Below are 18,251 nucleotides of genomic sequence, written 5' to 3' on the forward strand. Positions count from 1 at the left end.
CCGGGTGGTGGCGCGGGCCCCCCCCCCCCGCCTTGGTGGCCCACTCCCCCCTCGGCGGCGCCCCAGGTGCCCGCGGCCCCCCCCCGCCCCGCCCGACGGGCGGCGCGGGTCGTCGCCGTGGCGCTACCGGAGGCTGCGGGGGCGCATGTCGGTCCAGTGCCGCTCCACGTAGGCGACGCACTCGTCGTGGTCGCCACCGTCGAACACGACCCGCCAGCCGGCGGGCACGTCGAGGTCGCAGGGCCACAGCGAGTGCTGTTCCTCGTCGTTCACCAGGACGCAGTACCGACCGTTCATCACGGGCTCCTTCCGTGGTCCTCGGCACCATCGTGCCCGGCGCCGCTAAAGACCGGCTTGCCAATCGCGATGAAAGCGTGGCTTCAGGGCCCGTCACTAGGCTTCCCGGCGTCCGATGCAGACAGCAGCCCGCCAGGAGACAGCGATGGCCGAGGACGAATTCTTCGAACAGCTCGACGAGGTGGTGGCCGGCGGGTGGCGGCGTATCCACAATGGACCGTTCTTCAGCTACGTCCGCGAGCATGCTCCGGACCGGGAGCTGTACCGCCGCACGATGTGGGAGCTCTGGCACTACATCCAGCACAACCCGCTGAACCAGGCGGTCGCGGTGCTCGGCGCGCCGCCGCGGCGTACACACCTGGTCCGGTACGCGGTCGAGCACGCGATGGAGGAGATCAGCCACGAGAAGATGATCGAGCACGACCTGCGCGCGGCCGGGCTGCTCGACGAGGCGATGTACGACGCGGTGCCGCTGCCGGCCACCCAGGCGTTCATCGCGTACCTGTACTACGTCGGCCTGACCCAGGGCGCGGTGCCGCGCATGGGGTACAGCTACTGGGCCGAGAACGCCTACGACCATATCGGTGAGCTGCTCGGCCGGGCCCGCGCCGATCTCGGCCTCACCGACCGGGAGCTGAGCTTCTTCGTCGCCCACTCGACCATCGACCAGAAGCACAGCAAGGAGGTCGAGGACGCGCTGCGCCGGCACGCGGTCACCGAGGAGCAGCGCGCGCAGGTGATCGAGGTGGCCCGCACGTCGCTGTACCTGAACGAGGCGATGCTGGCCGGTGTCCTCGAGCGGTACCTCGCGGACCGCGCTCAGGGGCCCGGACGATGACCGTCGAGTCAGCGGTGCGCGGCTGCCCCGTCGCGCTGCCGACGGCCCGGCCCGACCCGTTCGACCTGCCGCCGGAGCTTGCCGTGCTGCGCGCGGAGGCCCCGGTCACCCGCGTCGAGCTGCCCGCGGGCGGCTGGGCGTGGCTGGTGACCCGGCACGCCGACGTGGCCTGGCTGCTGCGCGACGAACGGCTCAGCGCCGACCCGACCCGGCCCGGATTCCCGTTCGTGCGGCCGGGCCTGCGGGCCGCGGCCCGCGTGGAGAACCGGGCCGGGCAGTTCCTGCGGATGGACGCGCCGGAGCACGGCCGGTTACGCCGGCTGCTGACCGGGGACTTCATGCTGCGGGCGATCCGCCGGCTGGAGCCGGAGATCGCCGCGATGGTCGACACCCTGATCGACGGCCTGCACGGCGGTGAGGCCGATCTGGTGGCGCAGTTCGCGTTCCCGCTGACCTCGCAGGTGATCTGCCGGTTGCTCGGGGTGCCATACGCCGACCACGAGCAGTTCCAGGGCCGCAGCCGGGAGCTGTTCTCCCGGCGGCACAGCGAGGCCGACACGCAACGCTTCGCCGCGCAGCTGCAGGCCTACATGGGTGCCCTGGTCGATGCGAAGGCCGCCGCCGACGACCCGGGCGACGACGTGATCGGCCGGCTGGTGCGCCGGCACCTGCGCCGCGGCGAGGTCGAACGCGACGAGATCGTCGGCATCGCGCTGCTGCTGCTCGTGGCCGGGCACGAGACCACGGCCAACATGATCGGCATGGCCGTGCTGACCCTGCTGGCGCACCCGGAGCAACTGGCCCGGCTGCGCGCCGACGAACGGCTCGCCGAGGCGGCCGTCGAGGAACTGCTGCGGTACCACACCATCGTGCACTTCGGGGTGCCGCGGGTGGCGACGGCCGAGCTCACCGTCGCCGGGCAGGCCATCCGCCCGGGTGAGGGCGTGCTGGCGCTGCTCGCCGCGGCCAACCGCGACCCGGCCGTGTTCGTCGCCCCGGACGCGTTCGACGTCGGCCGCGAGGCGCGTCACCACCTCGCGTTCGGGTTCGGCGCGCACCAGTGCCTGGGCCAGCAGCTGGCCCGTGCCGAGCTGCGCCTCGCGCTGCTGGGGCTGGTGCGCCGGCTGCCGGGTCTGCGCCTCGCGGTGCCGGCCCGGCAGCTGTCCTACCGCACCGACATGGCGACGTACGGCGTGCACGCGCTGCCGGTGCGCTGGTAGCGCACCGAACCCCGGCCCGAACTGCTCACCCATCGGAGCGTCCCGTGACGATCGTCTCTGACCGCCCGCCGCCCGCCGGCCGGCAGCCGGACCCCGCCGAGCCGCCCGCCGGCGCGGCCGCGGATCCGGTGTCCACGGTCGCGGACCGGCCCGCCGCCGTGCCGCAGGCCGCCGCGCCCTCGGTCGCCGGGTTGCCGCTGACCGCGGCGCAGCGCGGCATCTGGCTCGCCGAGCAGCTCGGTGGCGGCGCCGAGCGGCGGGAGATCGCCCAGTACTTCGACATCCGCGGCCCGCTCGACCACGGCCGCATGGCCGAGGCCCTGCACCGGGTCATCGCCGAGACCGACGCGGTCCGGGTCCGGTTCGCCGTCGTCGCCGGGGAGCCCGTGCAGGTGCCCGACGCCGCCGTGCCGGTCCAGCTGCCCGTGATCGACCTGCGCGCCGGCGGCGACCCGCAGGCCGCCGCGCACGCCTGGATGGCCGCCGACCTGGCGCGCCCCCTCGACCTGGCCGCCGGCCGGCTCGCCGCGGCCGCCCTGCTGCGCCTCGGCGCCCGCCGGCACTTCTACTACCTGCGCGTGCACCATCTCGCGCTCGACGGCTACGGTGCCGCGCTGCTCGTGGACCGGCTCATCGAGCTGTACGGCGGGGACGCCCCGCCCCGCCGGTTCGGCGCGTTCGCCGACCTGGTCGGCGAGGACGCCGCCTACCGCCGTTCGGCCGCGTACGACCGGGACCGCGACTACTGGCTCGGCCGCTACGAGGAGCCGCCGGCCCCGGTCAGCCTGGGCTGGGAGAGCGGCACCGGCAGCGGCACCGGCGGCCGGGTGAGCACCGGGCCGCTGGTCGTGGACCTCGCCGGCTTCAGCGTGCGCGCCCACCCCACGGTGTGGCTGACCGCGGGCCTCGCCGCGTACCTGCACCGCGTCACCGGCGCCACCGACCTGGTGATCGAGCTGCCGGTGACCGCCCGCACCACGGCCGCCGCCCGGGCCACGCCGGCAATGCTGTCCAACATCCTGCCCGTGCGGCTGATCGTCCACCCTGGGCAGCCGGCCGCGGCGCTGACCGCCGCGGTGGCCGCCGAGATCCGGGCCGCGCTGCGGCACCAGCGCTTCCGGGTGGAGGACCTGCGCGCCGCCGCCGCCGGCGAGCTGGCCGGCCCGGTCCTCAACGTGCTGCCCGACCTGCCCGGCCCGCGACTGCCCGGCCTGCTGCTGCGCCGGCACGTGCTGACCACCGGGCCGGTCCGCGACGTCGCGTTCGTCGGCCGGGTCGATCCGGCGCAGGCCAAGGTGCTGCTGCAGGCCGAGGCCGACGACCGGCGGCACCGCCCCGGGCTGCTCGAGGCGCACCAGCGCCGGCTGCAGCGGGTCGTCCGGCAGCTCGGCACCGACCCGCAGCGCGCCGTCGGCCGCCTCGACGTGCTGCTGCCCGGCGAGCGCCGCCGCCTCGTCGCCGGCTGGCACGGTGCGGAGCACCGGAAGACGCCCGCCGGGGAGCCCCGGGAGACGCTCGCCGGGGAGCGGCGGGAAACACCCGCCGCGGGGCAGCGGGAGACGCTCGCCGCGATCCTGGCCGGGCAGGCCGCCCGGACGCCCGACGCCGCCGCGGTGGTGAGTGACACCGGCACGTTGACCTACCGCGACCTGCACGGGCGGGCGAACGCCCTGGCGCGGCGCCTCATCCGGGCCGGTGCCGGGCCGCACACCGTCGTCGCGGTCGCGCTGCCCCGCTCCGCCGAGCAGATCACCGCCGTGCTCGCCACCGTCCTCACCGGCGCCGCCTACCTCCCGGTCGACCTCGAACACCCGCCCCCGCGCGTCGCGGCCCTGCTCGCCGACGCCGGCCCGGTCTGCGTGGTGTCCACAGTGGACACCGCGCCGGGGGTACCGTGGCTGCCGCCGGACGGCACGCACGACGACCGCCCGGTCACCGACGCCGAGCGGCGCGCGCCACTGCGGCCCGGGCACCCGGTCTACGTCATCTACACCTCCGGCTCGACCGGCCGCCCGAAGGGCGTCGTGCTGCCCGGCGCGGCGCTGGCCAACCTGCTCGCCTGGCAGCGCGACACCCTGCCCGGCGGCCCCGGCACGGTCACCGCGCAGTTCGCCCCGATCGGCTTCGACGTCGCCGCCCAGGAGCTGGTCCTGGCCCTCGGCACCGGCCGCTGCCTCGCCGTGCCCACCGAGGAGCTGCGCCGCGACCCCTCCGGACTGCTGCGGTGGCTCGCCCGGCACCGCGTCAACGAGCTGTTCGCGCCCAACCTGGTCCTGGACGCCGTCGGCGCGGCCGTCGCCGAGCACGGCGCGGCCCTGCCGGACCTCACCGACGTCGTGCAGGCCGGCGAGGCGCTGGTGCTGACCCCCGCACTGCGCGCCCTGTCCCGCGGGCGGCGGCTGCACAACCAGTACGGGCCGACCGAGACCCACGTGGCGACGGCGGAGCTCGTCGACGGGGCCGCGGACCGGCCGCCGATCGGCCGTCCGGTGCCGGACATGCGCGCGTACGTCCTCACCGGCCGGTTCGACCTGGTCCCGGCCGGCAGCGCCGGCGAGCTGTTCCTGGCCGGCGCCCAGTTGGCCACCGGCTACTGGCGGGCCCCGGGCCGCACCGCCCAGCGCTTCATGGCGTGCCCGTTCGGCCCGCCGGGCACCCGCATGTACCGCACCGGCGACCTGGCCCGCTGGCGCGACGACGGCGTCCTGGAGTACCTCGGCCGCGGCGACCAGCAGGTCAAGGTCAACGGTTACCGGGTGGAGCCGGCCGAGATCGAGGCCGCCCTCGCCGCACACCCACGGGTCGCCGCGTCCGCCGTGATCGTCCGCGAGGACCGCCCCGGGCGCCGCCGCCTCGTCGCCTACACCGTCCCCGCCGCGGACGGCACCGGCATCGGACGCGAGCTGCTGGCGTATCTGCGCGGGCGGCTGCCGCGGTACCTGGTCCCCGCCGCCGTGGTCCCGGTCGCGGCGCTGCCGCTGACCCGCAACGGCAAGCTCGACCGGGCCGCCCTCGCCGCGCTGCCCGCCCCCGAGGACGACGCGCCGCCCGCCCGCGCCGCCCGCACCGCCGCCGAGGCGCTGCTGTGCGGCCTGTTCGCCGAGCTGTTCGGCCTCGACGAGGCCGGCCCCGACGACGACTTCACCGCCCTGGGCGGCGACTCGCTGCTCGCCGTGCGGCTCGTCGCCCGGGTCCGCGCCGTCGCCGGGCTCGACCTGCCGCTGCGGGCCGTCTTCGACCACCCCGTCATCGCCGACCTCGCCCGGTTCGTGCACGCGACCGGCGCCGGCGCCGCGCCGATCCGCCCGGTCGTGCCCAGGCCCGCCCGGGTGCCGCTATCGGCGACCCAGACCCGCCTGTGGTTCCTGACCGCGGCCGGCACGGGGCAGGACGCGACCGCGTACAACATGCCGGCCGTGTACCGGATCGACGGCCCGCTCGACGTCGCGGCGCTGGAACTGGCCGTGGCCGATCTCGCCGGCCGGCACGAGGTGCTGCGCACGGTCTTCCCGCACGACGAGCACGGGGTGCCGTACCAGTCGGTCCGCGCCACCGGTCCGCGGCTGAGCGTGGGCCCGCCCGCGCGGTCGGCGCCCGCCGAGGCCCGGGCGCTCGCCGCACACCGCTTCGACCTGCGCGACGAGCCGCCGATGCTGGTCCGGCTGATCCCCGACGGCACCGACCGGCACCTGCTCGTGGTCGTCCTGCACCACATCGCCGCCGACGGCTGGTCCGTCGGGCAGCTGCTGCGCGACCTCGCCACCGGCTACGCCGCCCGGGCGGCCGGCGCCGCGCCGGGCTGGGCGCCGCTGCCGGTCCAGTACGCCGACGTCGCCCTCTGGCAGCGGGCCGGCGAGGCCGGCGAACGGGTGGCGCGGCAGCTGCGGCACTGGACCGCGGCCCTGGCCGGACTGCCCGAGCACACCGGTCCGCGCACCGACTTCCCGCGCCCCGCCGTGCCCTCGGGCGCGTCGGCGAGGGTGCCGGTGCCGATCGGCGCGGACCTGCACGCCCGGCTCCGGGACCTGGCCCGGCAGGCGGGCACCACCGTGTTCGTGGTGCTGCACGCGGCGTTCGCGGCGATCCTGTCCCGCTTCGGTGCCGGTGCCGACACCGCCGTCGGCGTGCCCGTGGCGGGGCGCACCGATCCCGCCGTGGACCTGCTCGTCGGGCCGTTCATCAACACGGTCGTGCTGCGGGTCGGCACCGGCGGCGACCCGTCCTTCCGGGACCTCGTGGCCCGGGCCCGGGAGGCCGATCTGGTCGCCCTCGCCCACGAGGAGGCGCCGTTCGACCGGGTCGTCGAGGCGGTCAGTCCGCCCCGCTCCGCCGGCCGGCACCCGCTGTTCCAGACGTTCCTGGCGCTGCGCCCCGCCGCGGCGCCGGTACAGCTGGCGGGCCTGACCGTGACCGAGGTGCCGCTGCCCCCCGGCCCGGCGAAGTTCGACCTGTCACTGACCTTCACAGAGATCGGCGACGGGTTGGCCGGCGCCCTGGAGTACGCCACCGACCTGTACGCGGCCGGCACCGCCCGCGCCATCGCCGAGCGCCTGCTGCTCCTGCTGGACCGGGCCACCACCGACCCGGACCGTCCACTGCGGACCCTGGACCTGCTCGCCCCGCGGGAACGGCACCGGCTTCTGCACGACTGGGCCGGCACCGAGCACCCGCCACCGCGGCTGGCCCCCCTGTTCGCCGCGCCGGTGCGGCGTAACCCGGACGCCCCGGCCGTCGCCTGGCCCGGCGGCGTCTGGACGTACGCGGAACTCGACGAACGCGCCGCCCGCGTCGCGGGCCGGCTGCGCCGCGGCGGCGTGCGCCCCGAGTCGCTCGTCGCGGTGTGCCTGCCGCGCTCCCCGCACCTGCTGGCCGCCATCCTCGGCGTGCTGCGGGCCGGCGCGGCGTATCTGCCGCTCGACGCGGACCTGCCGCCCGCCCGCCGGGCCGCACTGCTCGCCGACGCCCGCGTCACCCACGTCATCGACCGCTCCGACCAGGCCGACGGGCCGGCGGACACGGCGGGACCGGTCACCGAGCCGCCGCCGGGCAGCGCTGCCTACGTGCTGTACACCTCCGGATCGACCGGCCGGCCGAAGGGCGTGGTGGTGACCCGGGGCGGCCTCGCGAACTACCTCGCCCACGTCCGCGACCGGTACGACGGCCTCGCCGGCACCGCCGTGCTGCACGCCTCACCAGGCTTCGACGGCACCGTCACGTCGCTGCTCGGCCCGCTCGTCACCGGCGGCACCGTCCGCGTGGCGGAGCTCGCGGACGCGGATCGGCCGGCGTTCGTCAAGGGCACCCCGAGCCACCTGGCGCTGCTCGCAGACCTGCCCGCCGCCGCCCAGCCGACCGTCCAGCTCGTCCTGGGCGGCGAGGCGCTCAGCGGCGCGGACCTGCGCGACTGGGCCCGCCGCCGTACCGGCGCCACCGTGGTCAACTCCTACGGCCCGACCGAGACCACCGTCGCCTGCGCCGACCACCGCCTCGACCCCGCGGACCTGGCCGCCGAACGGGTCCCGATCGGCCGGCCGATCCCCGGCAACCGGCTGTTCGTCCTCGACGAGCGGCTCGCGCTCGTCCCGCCCGGGATCGCCGGCGAGCTGTTCGTCGCCGGCACCCAGCTCGCCCGCGGGTACCTGCACCGCCCCGGCCTCACCGCGCAGCGCTTCGTCGCCTGCCCGTTCGGCCCGCCGGGGCAGCGCATGTACCGCACCGGCGACCTGGTCCGGCACCGCGCCGACGGGGTCCTGGAGTACCTCGGGCGCATCGACGACCAGGTCCAGGTCCGCGGCGTGCGGGTCGAGCCCGCCGAGGTCCGCGCCGCCCTGCTCACCCATCCGGCGGTCACCGGCGCGGCGGTGGTCGTGTCCGGCGCCACGGCCGCGACCCGCAGGCTGATCGCGTACGCCACCCCCGGGTCCCTGGACGCCGGCGTGCTGCGCGGGCACCTGGCCGCCCGGCTGCCGGCGCCGCTGGTGCCGGACGTGGTCGTGCCGCTCGCGGCGCTGCCGACGACCGTGAACGGCAAGCTGGACCGCGCCGCCCTGCCGGAGCCCGCCGGCCCGGCCGGCCCGGCAGGCCCGGCAGGGGCGCCGGCCGGGCTGCAGGCCGTGCTGTGCGCGCTGTTCGAGGAGGTCCTCGGCGTGCACGGGGTCGGCGCCGGCGACGGGTTCTTCGACCTCGGCGGGCACTCGCTGCTCGCGGTGCGGCTGGTCACCCGGCTCCGCGCGGTGCTGGGCACCGACGTGCCGGTGCGTGTCGTCTTCGAGGCGTCCTCGGCCGCCGCCCTGGCCGAGCGGCTCGGCGCCGACGCGAGCACCGCCGGGCTGGAGCGGCTGCTGCCGCTGCGCCCGGCCGGGGTCCGCCCGCCGCTGTTCTGCGTGCACCCGTCCGGCGGGCTCGGCTGGGCCTACGCGGGCCTGCTGCCGCACCTGGACCGTGGCTGGCCGGTGTACGGGCTGCAGGCGCGCGGGCTCGCCCGCCCGGAACGGCTCCCGGAGACCCTCGCGGACATGGCCGCGGACTACGTCACCCAGATCCGCGAGCTGCAACCCGAGGGCCCGTACCACCTGCTCGGCTGGTCGCTCGGCGGGCTGCTCGCCCACGAGATGGCGGTGCAGCTGCGCGCCGCCGGCGCCGAGCTGGCGCTGGTCGCGCTGCTGGACGCCTACCCGGTGCGCCGCGCGCACGCCGCCGACGCCGCCGTCGAGCAACGGATCCGCGACGCGGTCCGCGCCGGGCTGGCCGGGGCCGGCACCGACCGGCGGCTGCTCGCCCGGATCCGCGCGGTCGCCGCGCACGGCATGCGGGCCGCCCGGGTGTTCACCCCCGGCCGGTACGACGGCGACATCGTGTTCTTCGACGCCACCCGGGACCGCGCCCCGGACGCCCCGGCCGCCGCGTCGTGGCGGCCGTACGTCGCCGGCCGTATCGACGTGCACCGCGTCGACTGCACGCACTTCACGATGCTGGAAGGGGCCGCCGCACGCAGCGTCGCGGACGTCCTAGGTTCGCTTTAGCGGGCTTGCCCATTGTCGAGGGCGTGGCTGACACCTCAACGCCCGACGGCCCCCGGGTCTGCGTCATCGGGGCCGGCGCCTGCGGCCTGGCGGCCGCGCAGGTGCTCAAGGAACGGGGCATCCCGTTCGACGTCTACGAGCGGGGCTCCGACCTCGGCGGCCAGTGGCGGTTCGGCAACGACAGCGGCACCTCCGCGGTCTACGACTCGATCGAGCTCAACAGCTCCAGCGCGATGAGCGGCTTCCCCAAGCTGCCGATGCCCGCGGACTACCCGACCTTCCCCGGCCACGCGCAGATGCTCGACTACCTGGAGCGCTACGCCGCCCACTTCGAGCTGCGCCCGCACATCCGCTTCCGGACCAGGGTCGTCGAGGTCCGGCCCGCGGCCGGCGGCGGCTACGAGGTCGGCACCACCGAGCAGGTGAGCCGGCACTACGACGCCGTCATCGTGGCGTCCGGCTTCCACTGGGACCCGAAGCCGACCCCCACGGTCCGCGGCCGCTTCACCGGCCATCAGCTGCACAGCAAGGAGTACAAGACCCCGGAGGACGTCCGGGGCGGGCGGGTCCTCGTGGTGGGGTTCGGCAACACGGCCTGCGACGTGGCGACCGAGCTGTCGCAGGTCGCCGACCGGGTGGTGATGAGCGTGCGGCGCGGCTTCTGGGTCACCCCGAAGCTGTACGGCAGCCGCCCCCTGGACCGCTTCAACCCGTTCCTGGCCCGGTACGTGCCGATGGCGCTGCAGTCGGTGCTGCTGACCGCGATGCTGTGGGCGAAGCAGGGCAGCCTCGCCCGGTACGGGTTGCCGAACCCGGACCACCTGGTGCTGCGCACCCATCCGGCGACCTGTGAGGGGTTCCTGCCGGCGGTGCGGGCCGGCCGGATCGCGGTGCGCCCCGCGGTGGACCGCTTCGACGGCGACCGGGTGGTCTTCGCCGACGGCACGGCGGAGGCGTTCGACACGATCCTGTGGTGCACCGGGTTCCGGTTCAGCTTCCCGTTCCTGCCGCCGTCGCTGACCCCGGTCATGAACGGGCCGATGCGACTGTTCCGGCGGATGGTCATGCCGGGCCGGCCCGGGCTGTACTTCCTGGGCTTCGTCAAGCCGCTCAGCGCCATCACGGTGCAGGCCGAGGCGCAGGCGGAGTGGATCGCCGACCTCATCGACGGCACCACCGTCCTGCCCGGCCCGGACGACCTCGCCGCCGAGATCGCCGAGGACGAGCGCCGGGTGCGCCGACGGTACACCGCGACCCCCCGGCTCACCGTCGAGATCGACTGGTACCGGTACCTGACGCAGCTGGCCCGGGACCGGCGACGCCTCGCCGCGCCGGCCACCACCCGGCCCGCGACCGCGAAGGAGGTCGCGGCGGTATGAGCACCCACGTCGTGATCGGTGCGGGGCCGGTCGGCTCCGCGACCGCGCTGCTGCTGGCGGAGGCCGGCGAACACGTCCGGGTCGTCAGCCGGCGCGGCCGCGCCCCGCGGCACCCGGGCATCGAGGCGGTCGCCGCCGACGCCGCCGCCCCCGGCGAGCTGGACCGGCACACCGCGGGCGCGGCCGTGCTCTACAACTGCGCCAACCCCAGCGCATACCAGCACTGGGCCGCGCAGTGGCCGCCGCTGGCCGCGGCGATCCTGGCCGCCGCCGAGCGGCACGGCGCGGTCCTCGCCACGGTGTCCAACCTGTACGGCTACGGCCGCGCGACCGGGCCGCTGACCGAGGACACCCCGCTCGCCCCCAACGGCGCCAAGGGGCGGCTGCGGGCGGACATGTGGCTCGCCGCCGAGGCCGCGCACCGGGCCGGGCGGCTGCGCGCCGTCGAGATCCGCTCCGCCGACTACTTCGGCCCGCGGGTCGCCGAGAGCGCCGCCGGCAAGATGCTCGTGCCGCGCCTGCTGAACAACCGCCCGGGCGTCGTGCTCGGCCGCACCGACCAGCCGCACTCCTACACGTACGTGCTCGACGCGGCCCGGACCCTCGTCCACCTCGCCGCCGACGAGTCCGCCTGGGGCCGCCCGTGGCACGTACCGAGCCATCCGCCGTTGACCCAGCGCGAGTTCGCCGAGCGGCTGTGCGCGGTCGCCGGCGCCCGCCGGCCGCGGCTGATCGCCGTCGGCCGCGCCGTGCGCCGCGTCGCCGGGCTGCGCAACCCGCGCATCCGTGAGTTCGAGGAGGTCGCGCACCAGGTCGAAGGGGCGTTCGTGCTGGACTCCTCGGCCTGCACGCGGCACTTCGGGCTGCTGCCGACCCCGCTGGACGAGGCCCTGCACGCGACCGCCGCCTGGTGGCGCGCCACTCCGACGCACGACCCGGACCCGCTGGTGAGACTGGAGGCACGAACATGAGCACGTACCCGAACACCCACAAGGAGATCTGGGACCGCTGGATCGCGCTGTGGAACGGCGACCTGACCGTCGCCGACGACCTGCTCGCCGACGAGCTGCGGGTCAACTCCCCGAAGCTGTCGCCGGCCGTGGATCCGTCGCAGATCCGGGACCGGGCCGGCGCCGTCGCCCTCATCGGCGGCGTGCAGGCGATGGCGCGGCTGCGCTACGAGACCGTGGTCGGCCCGATCGGCGACGGCGACCACGTCACCGGCGGGTGGGCGTTCACCGGCACCTACAACGGCGGGATGCCCGGCGTGACCGCGCCCCCCGGCACACCGCTGACCAACACCGGCATCGACATCCTGCGCATCGAGCGGGGCAGGGTCGTCGAGTGGTGGAGCGCCGCGGAGAACCTGACCCTGCTCGCCACGCTCGGGCTCATCCATGTCGGTTGACGCGCCCGTCTCGGCCGGCACCGCGCGACCCGCCCGGCGGCGCGGCGAGGCCCTCGCCGCGCGGCTGGCCGCGGCGTTGTGGCGGCTGCCGGCCGCGGGCACCCCCGAGGTCCGGGTGACGACCGGGCTACGGATCCCGATGCGCGACGGCGTCGAGCTGATCGCCGAGCATTACGCGCCGGTGCACGGCAGCGGCCTGCCGACCCTGCTGGTGCGCAACCCGTACGGCTGGCAGGTGCCGGTCGGTCTGCTCTACGGCCGGCTGTACGCCGAACGCGGCTTCCAGGTCGTCGTCCAGCGCTGCCGCGGCACGTTCGGATCCGGGGGCCGCTTCGAGCCGTGGGCCGACGAGACCGCCGACGGGCAGGACACCGTCGAGTGGCTGCTCGCCCAGCCGTGGTGCTCGGGGGAGTTCGCCACGATCGGCCCGAGCTACCTCGCCTACACGCAGTGGGCGCTCGGCCGCGACGGCACCCCGCCGGGCCTCGGCGGGCTGGTCAGCCAGCTCGGCCCGCACGAGTACCGCGGGGTCGCGTTCCCCGGCGGCGCGTTCGCGCTCGACACCATGCTCGGCTGGGCCGCGCAGCTCACCCAGGTCAAGCGCGGCCCGGTCCGCGACAACCTGCGGCAGCTGGCCGAGCGTCGCCGGCTGACCCGGATCGCCTACCGGCGGCTGCCGCTCGCCGACAGCTACCGCGAGGCGCTGCGCCGCGACATCCCCTACTTCGAGGAGTGGCTGCGCCACGACGGGGCCCGCGACCCGTTCTGGGACCGCTTCGACCGCACCGCCGCCGTCGCCGCGACGAGCGCCCCGGTGCTGCTGCAGTCCGGCTGGCACGACGTGTTCCTGCCGCACGTACTGGAGCAGTACCGCATCCTGCGCGCCGCCGGCCGTGAACCCGCGCTGACCATCGGCCCGTGGACCCACACCGGGCTGCTGCGCTCGTGGCCGGAGCTGATGGGCGACTCCCTCGACTGGCTGCGCGGCCGCTTCCAGCAGCCCGGCGCGGCCGGCCGTGCCGACCCCGTACGGGTCTTCGTGCCCGGGGAGGACCGCTGGCGCGGCTATCAGGAATGGCCGCCGCCCGGGATCCGGCAGCGTCCGTGGTACCTGCAGCCGGACCGTGGCCTCGCCCCGGTGCCGCCACCGCGCAGCGAACCGGACACGTACCGGTACGACCCGGCCCGGCCCACCCCGGCCGTCGGCGGCGCCTGGGTCGGTCCCGGCGCCGGAACGGTCGACAACCGTCGCCTGGAGCGCCGCGCCGACGTGCTTGTCTACACCGGCCCCGTGCTGGACACGGACCTGCTCGTCACCGGCCCGGTCCGGGTCGAGCTGTTCGCCTCGTCCAGCCGGGCGCACACCGACTTCTTCGCCCGGCTGTGCGACGTGTCGCCGTCGGGGCGTTCCGTCAACGTGTGCGACGGCCTGGTCCGGGTCGGCCCGGACACCCCGGCCGACACCGCCGGGGTCCGCTCCCTCACCGTGCAGCTCGGCCACACCGCATGGCTGTTCCGGGCCGGGCACCGGGTGCGGCTGCAGATCTCCAGCGGCGCGCACCCGCGCTTCGCCCGCAACCCCGGCACCGGCGAACCGCTCGCCACCGCCACGACGCTGCTCACCGCCGAGCAGAGCGTCCACCACGATCCCAGCTGCCCGTCCGCACTGATCCTGCCCATCGCATGACCGCATTCCAGGGAGGTGGCGCGATGAGCGCCGAGATCCTCGACGCCGAGGTGTGCGTCGTCGGTGCCGGTCCGGCCGGCCTGACCCTCGCCCTGCAACTGGCCCGGGGCGGCCGTGACGTCGTCGTGCTGGAGGCGGCGCGGCACTTCAACCGCACGTTCCGCGGCGAGTCGATCTCGCCGGACTCGGTCTGGCTGCTCGACGAGCTCGGCCTGCTCGACCGGCTGGCCGGCGCCTACCTGCCGATCGAGCGGCTGGAGGTCAGCGACGGCGGGCGGCGCGCGTTCGGTGTCGAGTTCGCCGAGCTGCCGTACCGCTTCCCGGGCCCGGTCGAGCTGCCCCAGCCGGCGCTGCTCGCCGCGCTCGCCGAGGAGGCCGGGCGGCACCCCGGATTCGTGCTGCGGACCCGCTGCTCGGCCGTGTCACTGCTGGAGGACGGCGGCATCGTGACCGGGGTACGGGCGACCGGCCCGGACGGCCCGGTCGAGGTCCGGGCCCGGCTCACCGTCGGCGCCGACGGCCGGTTCAGCAAGGTCCGGCAGATGGCCGGCCTCGACGGCGTCCGCACCCCGCTGGAGCGCGACGTCGTCTGGTTCCGGCTGCCCCAGCCCTCCGGCTGGGACCCGGCCGCGCTGCGGGTGCGGCTCGACGGCGGCCGGCACGGGCTGTTCCTGCCGACGTTCCCCGACAGCATCCGGGTCGGGTTGAACATCCCGAAGGGTGGCCTGAAGGCGCTGCGGGCAGAGGGCCTGGACGCGCTGCACCGGCGGGTCGACGAGCTCGCGCCGGAGCTGGCCGGGCCGGTCCGCGCGGCGGTGCGGACGTGGTCGGACACGACGCTGCTGGACATCTTCACCACCGTGCTGCCCGAGTGGGGCCGGCCGGGGCTGGTCCTCATCGGCGACGCCGCGCACACCCTGTCGCCGATCCTCGGCCAGGGCGTCAACCACGCCGTCATTGACGCGATCACCCTCGCCTCGCTGGTGCCCACCACCGGCCCCGACGTGCACCGGCTGCTGCGGCTGCGCCGGGAGGAGCCGGTGCGCCGGGCCCGCTCGCTGCAGCTGCGCCAGGAGCGGGCGTTCGCGCTGTCGGCCCCGCCCGCGGTCGCGTTGCGCCGGGCGCTGTACCGGCTGGTGGACCGCCGGCCGGCGACCAAGCACCGGATCCTGGCCGGTGCGTTCTTCCAGCTGCAGCCGCCGCATGCATCTCACACCGACGGGCCGGTCCGCGACCTGGTCACGGTGGTGTGAGATGCATGCCCTGACGGAGCTGAAGGAGTTCGCCGTCCTGCACGCGCGCGGGCAGGGGATGGCGGCCCGCGACGTGCGCCGGATCCTGGCCATGGTCGGCAACGACGAGCCCGGGCACCCGGACTCGTGGACCGCGGTGTGGCGCCGCGCCGGTGACGCCGAACGCGACCGGCACCGGCCGCTGCGCGCGTGCCAGGCGTACGCGATGGCCCGGTTCCCCTACGCCGGCGACCCGTACCGGGCGGCCGCGCAGGACGAGTGCGTCCGGGCGTTCGACGCGTGGCGGCGCGCCGGCACCGGCATCGAACGCCTCGAGCTCGACCTGCCCGGCGGCAGCGTCGCCGCGTGGGCGACCGGACTGGACACCGGCCGGCCCCTGCTGGTCGTCGCCGGCGGGATCGTCAGCGTCAAGGAGCAGTGGGCGCCGGTGCTGGCCCGGCTCGGCGCGTTCGGCCTGGCCGGCGTCGTCACCGAGCTGCCCGGGGTGGGGGAGAACCGGCAGCGCTACCTGCCGTCGTCCGGCCGCATGCTCAGCGACCTGCTCGACCGGCTCGCCACCCGGGCCGACGTCGCCGACACCTCCGTGCTCGCCCCGAGCTTCGGCGGCCACCTCGCCCTGCGCACCGCCGCCCGCGACCCCAGGGTCCGCCGGGTGCTGACGGTCGGGCCGCCGGTCGCCGGGTTCTTCACCGACCCCGCCTGGCGGGCCCGGCTGCCCGAGCTGACCAGGAGCACCTTCACCCACCTGGCCGGCGCAGACCCGTTCGCCTCCGAAGGATGGGCGCTGACCCCCGCTGAGCTGGCCGCGGTGCGGGTGCCGGTCGCGGCGGTGCTCAGCAGCCGCGACGAGATCATCCCCGCGGGTGACCCGGTGCTGCTGCGCCGGCACCTGCCGGACGCCCGGTTCCGGGTCTTCGACGACGTGCACGGCTCGCCCGGCCACGTCGCCGAGATGCGGCTGTGGCTGCTGCACACCATGCAGCGCATGCGCGGCGCGGGCGGGCCGGTCACCGCGGCGCTGGGCCTCGCCCTGGCCGCCCGGCGGCTCACCGGGTCCCGTGGTGCGGCCGCCGCGCCACCGGAGCAGGCGCCGCCGGCCGTGCCACTGGCCTCGCTGGCCGCCGCGAGCAGGGGTCGCTAGGGGTGCTTCTGCGGGGTACCGGCTGCGTATGTTGCGAGCGTAGGGATCGACGGTCCGCGTGACCTCGGCCCCGACCGTATCCGCAACGGTATGCCGGAGGAGCGCGACGTGAAGAACATCGTGATGACAGGCGGGAGCTCGGGGCTCGGCGCCGTGACCCTGCGGCGGCTCCGGGACTCCGGCGAGGCCAGGGTCCTGCTCGGCGTCCGCGGCGTGGGACCGGAGGGTGTCGAGGCGCCCCGGCTCGACCTGGCCCGGCTGGACAGCGTCCGCACGTTCGCCGCCGAGGTCGAGGAGCGGCTCGGCACGGCCCGTATCGACGTCCTGGTGCTCAACGCGGGCGTCAGCCTGCACAGCGCCGACACCCGTACCGTGGACGGGTTCGAGACCACCTTCGCCGTCAACCACCTCGCCCACTACCTGCTGCTGCGGCTGCTCATGCCGCGGCTGGCCACCGGCGCCGTGGTCACGCTGACCACCAGCGCCACGCACGACCCGGCGGCCAAGACGATCCTGCCCGTGCCGCGGCACGCCGACGCGCAGCTGCTCGCCCACCCCGACCAGGACCCGGGCCGCGACACCGACCCGCGCAAGGGCGGCGGCCGGGCGTACACCACCTCCAAGCTGTGCAACATCCTCACCGCGCGGGCGCTCGCGGCCTCGGCCGAGGCGCAGGAGCACGGCTGGCGGGTCGTCGCCTACGACCCCGGCCCCACCCCCGGCACCGGCCTGCTCCGGGAGACCCCGGCGGCGGTACGGGCGTTCTGGGCGCTGCTCGGCACGCCCCTGCGGGTGCTGGTGCCGCGCTTCAACAGCCGGGAGGCGGCCGGCGGTCACCTGGCCGACCTCGCCCTCGGCCGCGTCACCCCACCCGCCGGTGAGCTGCACGGCCGCGTGGTGCGCGACAAGCTCACCTGGCCCGCCCCGTCCGAGCTCGCGCTGAGCGACGACGCGATGGAGGCCCTCTGGCGCGACAGCGCCAAGCTCGTCGGCCTGTCCGACTGACCCCGCCGCACGTTCCAGGACCCGCCCGGCCCGGGCGGGTCCGGCCGCCGGATGCCCTTTTCCCACCGCGTCCACACAGCCACAGGGGAAGTCATGGACAACGCAAGGCTCGTCGAGGCGCTGCGCGCCTCGTTGCTGGAGAACCGGCGGCTCAAGCAGCAGGCGGACGCGGCCCGGGAGCCGATCGCGATCGTTGGCATCGGCTGCCGGTACCCGGGCGGCGTGCGCAACGCCGATGACCTGTGGCGGCTCGTCGCGGACGGCGTCGACGCGATCGGTGACCTGCCCACCGACCGCGGATGGGACCTCGCCGGGCTGTACCACCCGGACCCGGCAGCGGCCGGGCACAGCTACACCCGCCAGGGTGGTTTCCTGTACGACGCCGGCGCTTTCGACGCCGGCTTCTTCAACATCAGCCCGCGCGAGGCGCTGGCGATGGACCCCCAGCAGCGGCTGCTGCTGCAGACCGCGTGGGAGGCGTTCGAGGACGCCGCGATCGTGCCCGCGACGCTGCGGGGTACCCCGGTAGGGGTGTTCGTCGGGGTCATGTACGGCGACTACGGGGGCCGGCACGGCATCCGCATCCCGGGCGACGTCGAGGGGCTCGTCGGCACGGGCAGCGCCGGCAGCGTCGCGTCTGGGCGGCTCGCCTACACGTTCGGGCTCGAAGGACCGGCCGTCACCGTCGACACCGCCTGCTCCTCGTCACTGGTCACCCTCCACCTGGCCGCGCAGGCGCTGCGCGACGGGCACTGCGACCTCGCCGTCGCCGGCGGCGTCACGGTGATGTCGACGCCGGTCACGTTCATCGAGTTCTCCCGCCAGCGGGCCCTCGCGCCGGACGGCCGCTGCAAGCCCTTCTCCGCCGACGCCGACGGCACCAGCTGGGGTGAGGGCGTCGGGCTGGTGGTGCTGCAGCGCCTGTCGGACGCGCTCGCCCAGGGCCGCACCATCCACGCCCTCATCCGCGGCACCGCCATCAACCAGGACGGCGCCAGCAA

12 protein-coding genes are annotated in these 18,251 nt (G+C 76.1%); 11 read left to right on the forward strand and 1 reads right to left on the reverse strand.

Annotated elements, in window-relative coordinates:
• Nucleotides 1–123: 123 nt before the first annotated feature.
• On the reverse strand, nucleotides 124–297 hold the full coding sequence (locus AB0H83_RS49680; protein ID WP_360110293.1) for an MbtH family NRPS accessory protein: 174 nt from the start codon (nucleotides 295–297) through the stop codon (nucleotides 124–126).
• 145 nt (nucleotides 298–442) lie between these two features.
• On the opposite strand from AB0H83_RS49680, the gene AB0H83_RS49685 reads away from it, so the two are divergent.
• From AB0H83_RS49685 to AB0H83_RS49735, 11 genes are all read left to right on the forward strand, one after another.
• A complete protein-coding gene (locus tag AB0H83_RS49685) occupies nucleotides 443–1,135 on the forward strand; it encodes an iron-containing redox enzyme family protein (RefSeq protein ID WP_360110296.1) in 693 nt (230 codons plus the stop codon).
• Entirely contained in the window at nucleotides 1,132–2,355 is a 1,224-nt protein-coding gene (locus AB0H83_RS49690; RefSeq protein ID WP_360110299.1) for a cytochrome P450, read from the forward strand. Before AB0H83_RS49685 ends, AB0H83_RS49690 begins: the two co-directional genes overlap by 4 nt.
• A gap of 44 nt (nucleotides 2,356–2,399) precedes the next feature.
• Nucleotides 2,400–9,377: an amino acid adenylation domain-containing protein gene (locus tag AB0H83_RS49695; RefSeq protein WP_360110302.1), complete on the forward strand. Its 6,978-nt coding sequence runs from the start codon at nucleotides 2,400–2,402 to the stop codon at nucleotides 9,375–9,377.
• Between the two features lie 23 nt (nucleotides 9,378–9,400).
• On the forward strand, nucleotides 9,401–10,756 hold the full coding sequence (locus tag AB0H83_RS49700; RefSeq protein WP_360110305.1) for an NAD(P)-binding domain-containing protein: 1,356 nt from the start codon (nucleotides 9,401–9,403) through the stop codon (nucleotides 10,754–10,756).
• Nucleotides 10,753–11,727 carry an NAD-dependent epimerase/dehydratase family protein gene (locus tag AB0H83_RS49705; RefSeq protein WP_360110308.1) on the forward strand — a complete coding sequence of 325 codons (975 nt, stop codon included), beginning with the start codon at nucleotides 10,753–10,755 and terminating at the stop codon, nucleotides 11,725–11,727. Before AB0H83_RS49700 ends, AB0H83_RS49705 begins: the two co-directional genes overlap by 4 nt.
• Nucleotides 11,724–12,164 carry an ester cyclase gene (locus AB0H83_RS49710; RefSeq protein ID WP_360110311.1) on the forward strand — a complete coding sequence of 147 codons (441 nt, stop codon included), beginning with the start codon at nucleotides 11,724–11,726 and terminating at the stop codon, nucleotides 12,162–12,164. Before AB0H83_RS49705 ends, AB0H83_RS49710 begins: the two co-directional genes overlap by 4 nt.
• Nucleotides 12,154–13,851 (forward strand): CocE/NonD family hydrolase, encoded by a 1,698-nt coding sequence (locus AB0H83_RS49715; protein WP_360110314.1) that lies wholly within the window; start codon nucleotides 12,154–12,156, stop codon nucleotides 13,849–13,851. Before AB0H83_RS49710 ends, AB0H83_RS49715 begins: the two co-directional genes overlap by 11 nt.
• A gap of 23 nt (nucleotides 13,852–13,874) precedes the next feature.
• On the forward strand, nucleotides 13,875–15,104 hold the full coding sequence (locus tag AB0H83_RS49720) for an FAD-dependent oxidoreductase (RefSeq protein WP_360110317.1): 1,230 nt from the start codon (nucleotides 13,875–13,877) through the stop codon (nucleotides 15,102–15,104).
• A gap of 1 nt (nucleotide 15,105) precedes the next feature.
• Nucleotides 15,106–16,245, forward strand: coding sequence for an alpha/beta hydrolase (locus tag AB0H83_RS49725; RefSeq protein WP_360110320.1), 1,140 nt, complete (start codon nucleotides 15,106–15,108; stop codon nucleotides 16,243–16,245).
• 108 nt (nucleotides 16,246–16,353) lie between these two features.
• Nucleotides 16,354–17,250, forward strand: a complete 897-nt coding sequence (locus AB0H83_RS49730) for an SDR family NAD(P)-dependent oxidoreductase (protein WP_360110323.1) — start codon at nucleotides 16,354–16,356, stop codon at nucleotides 17,248–17,250.
• A gap of 93 nt (nucleotides 17,251–17,343) precedes the next feature.
• Nucleotides 17,344–18,251 (forward strand): beta-ketoacyl synthase N-terminal-like domain-containing protein (locus tag AB0H83_RS49735; RefSeq protein WP_360110325.1); only part of this gene is annotated, 908 nt, incomplete at its 3' end.

It is taken from the genome of Dactylosporangium sp. NPDC050688, assembly GCF_040654515.1.
GTDB lineage: Bacteria > Actinomycetota > Actinomycetes > Mycobacteriales > Micromonosporaceae > Dactylosporangium.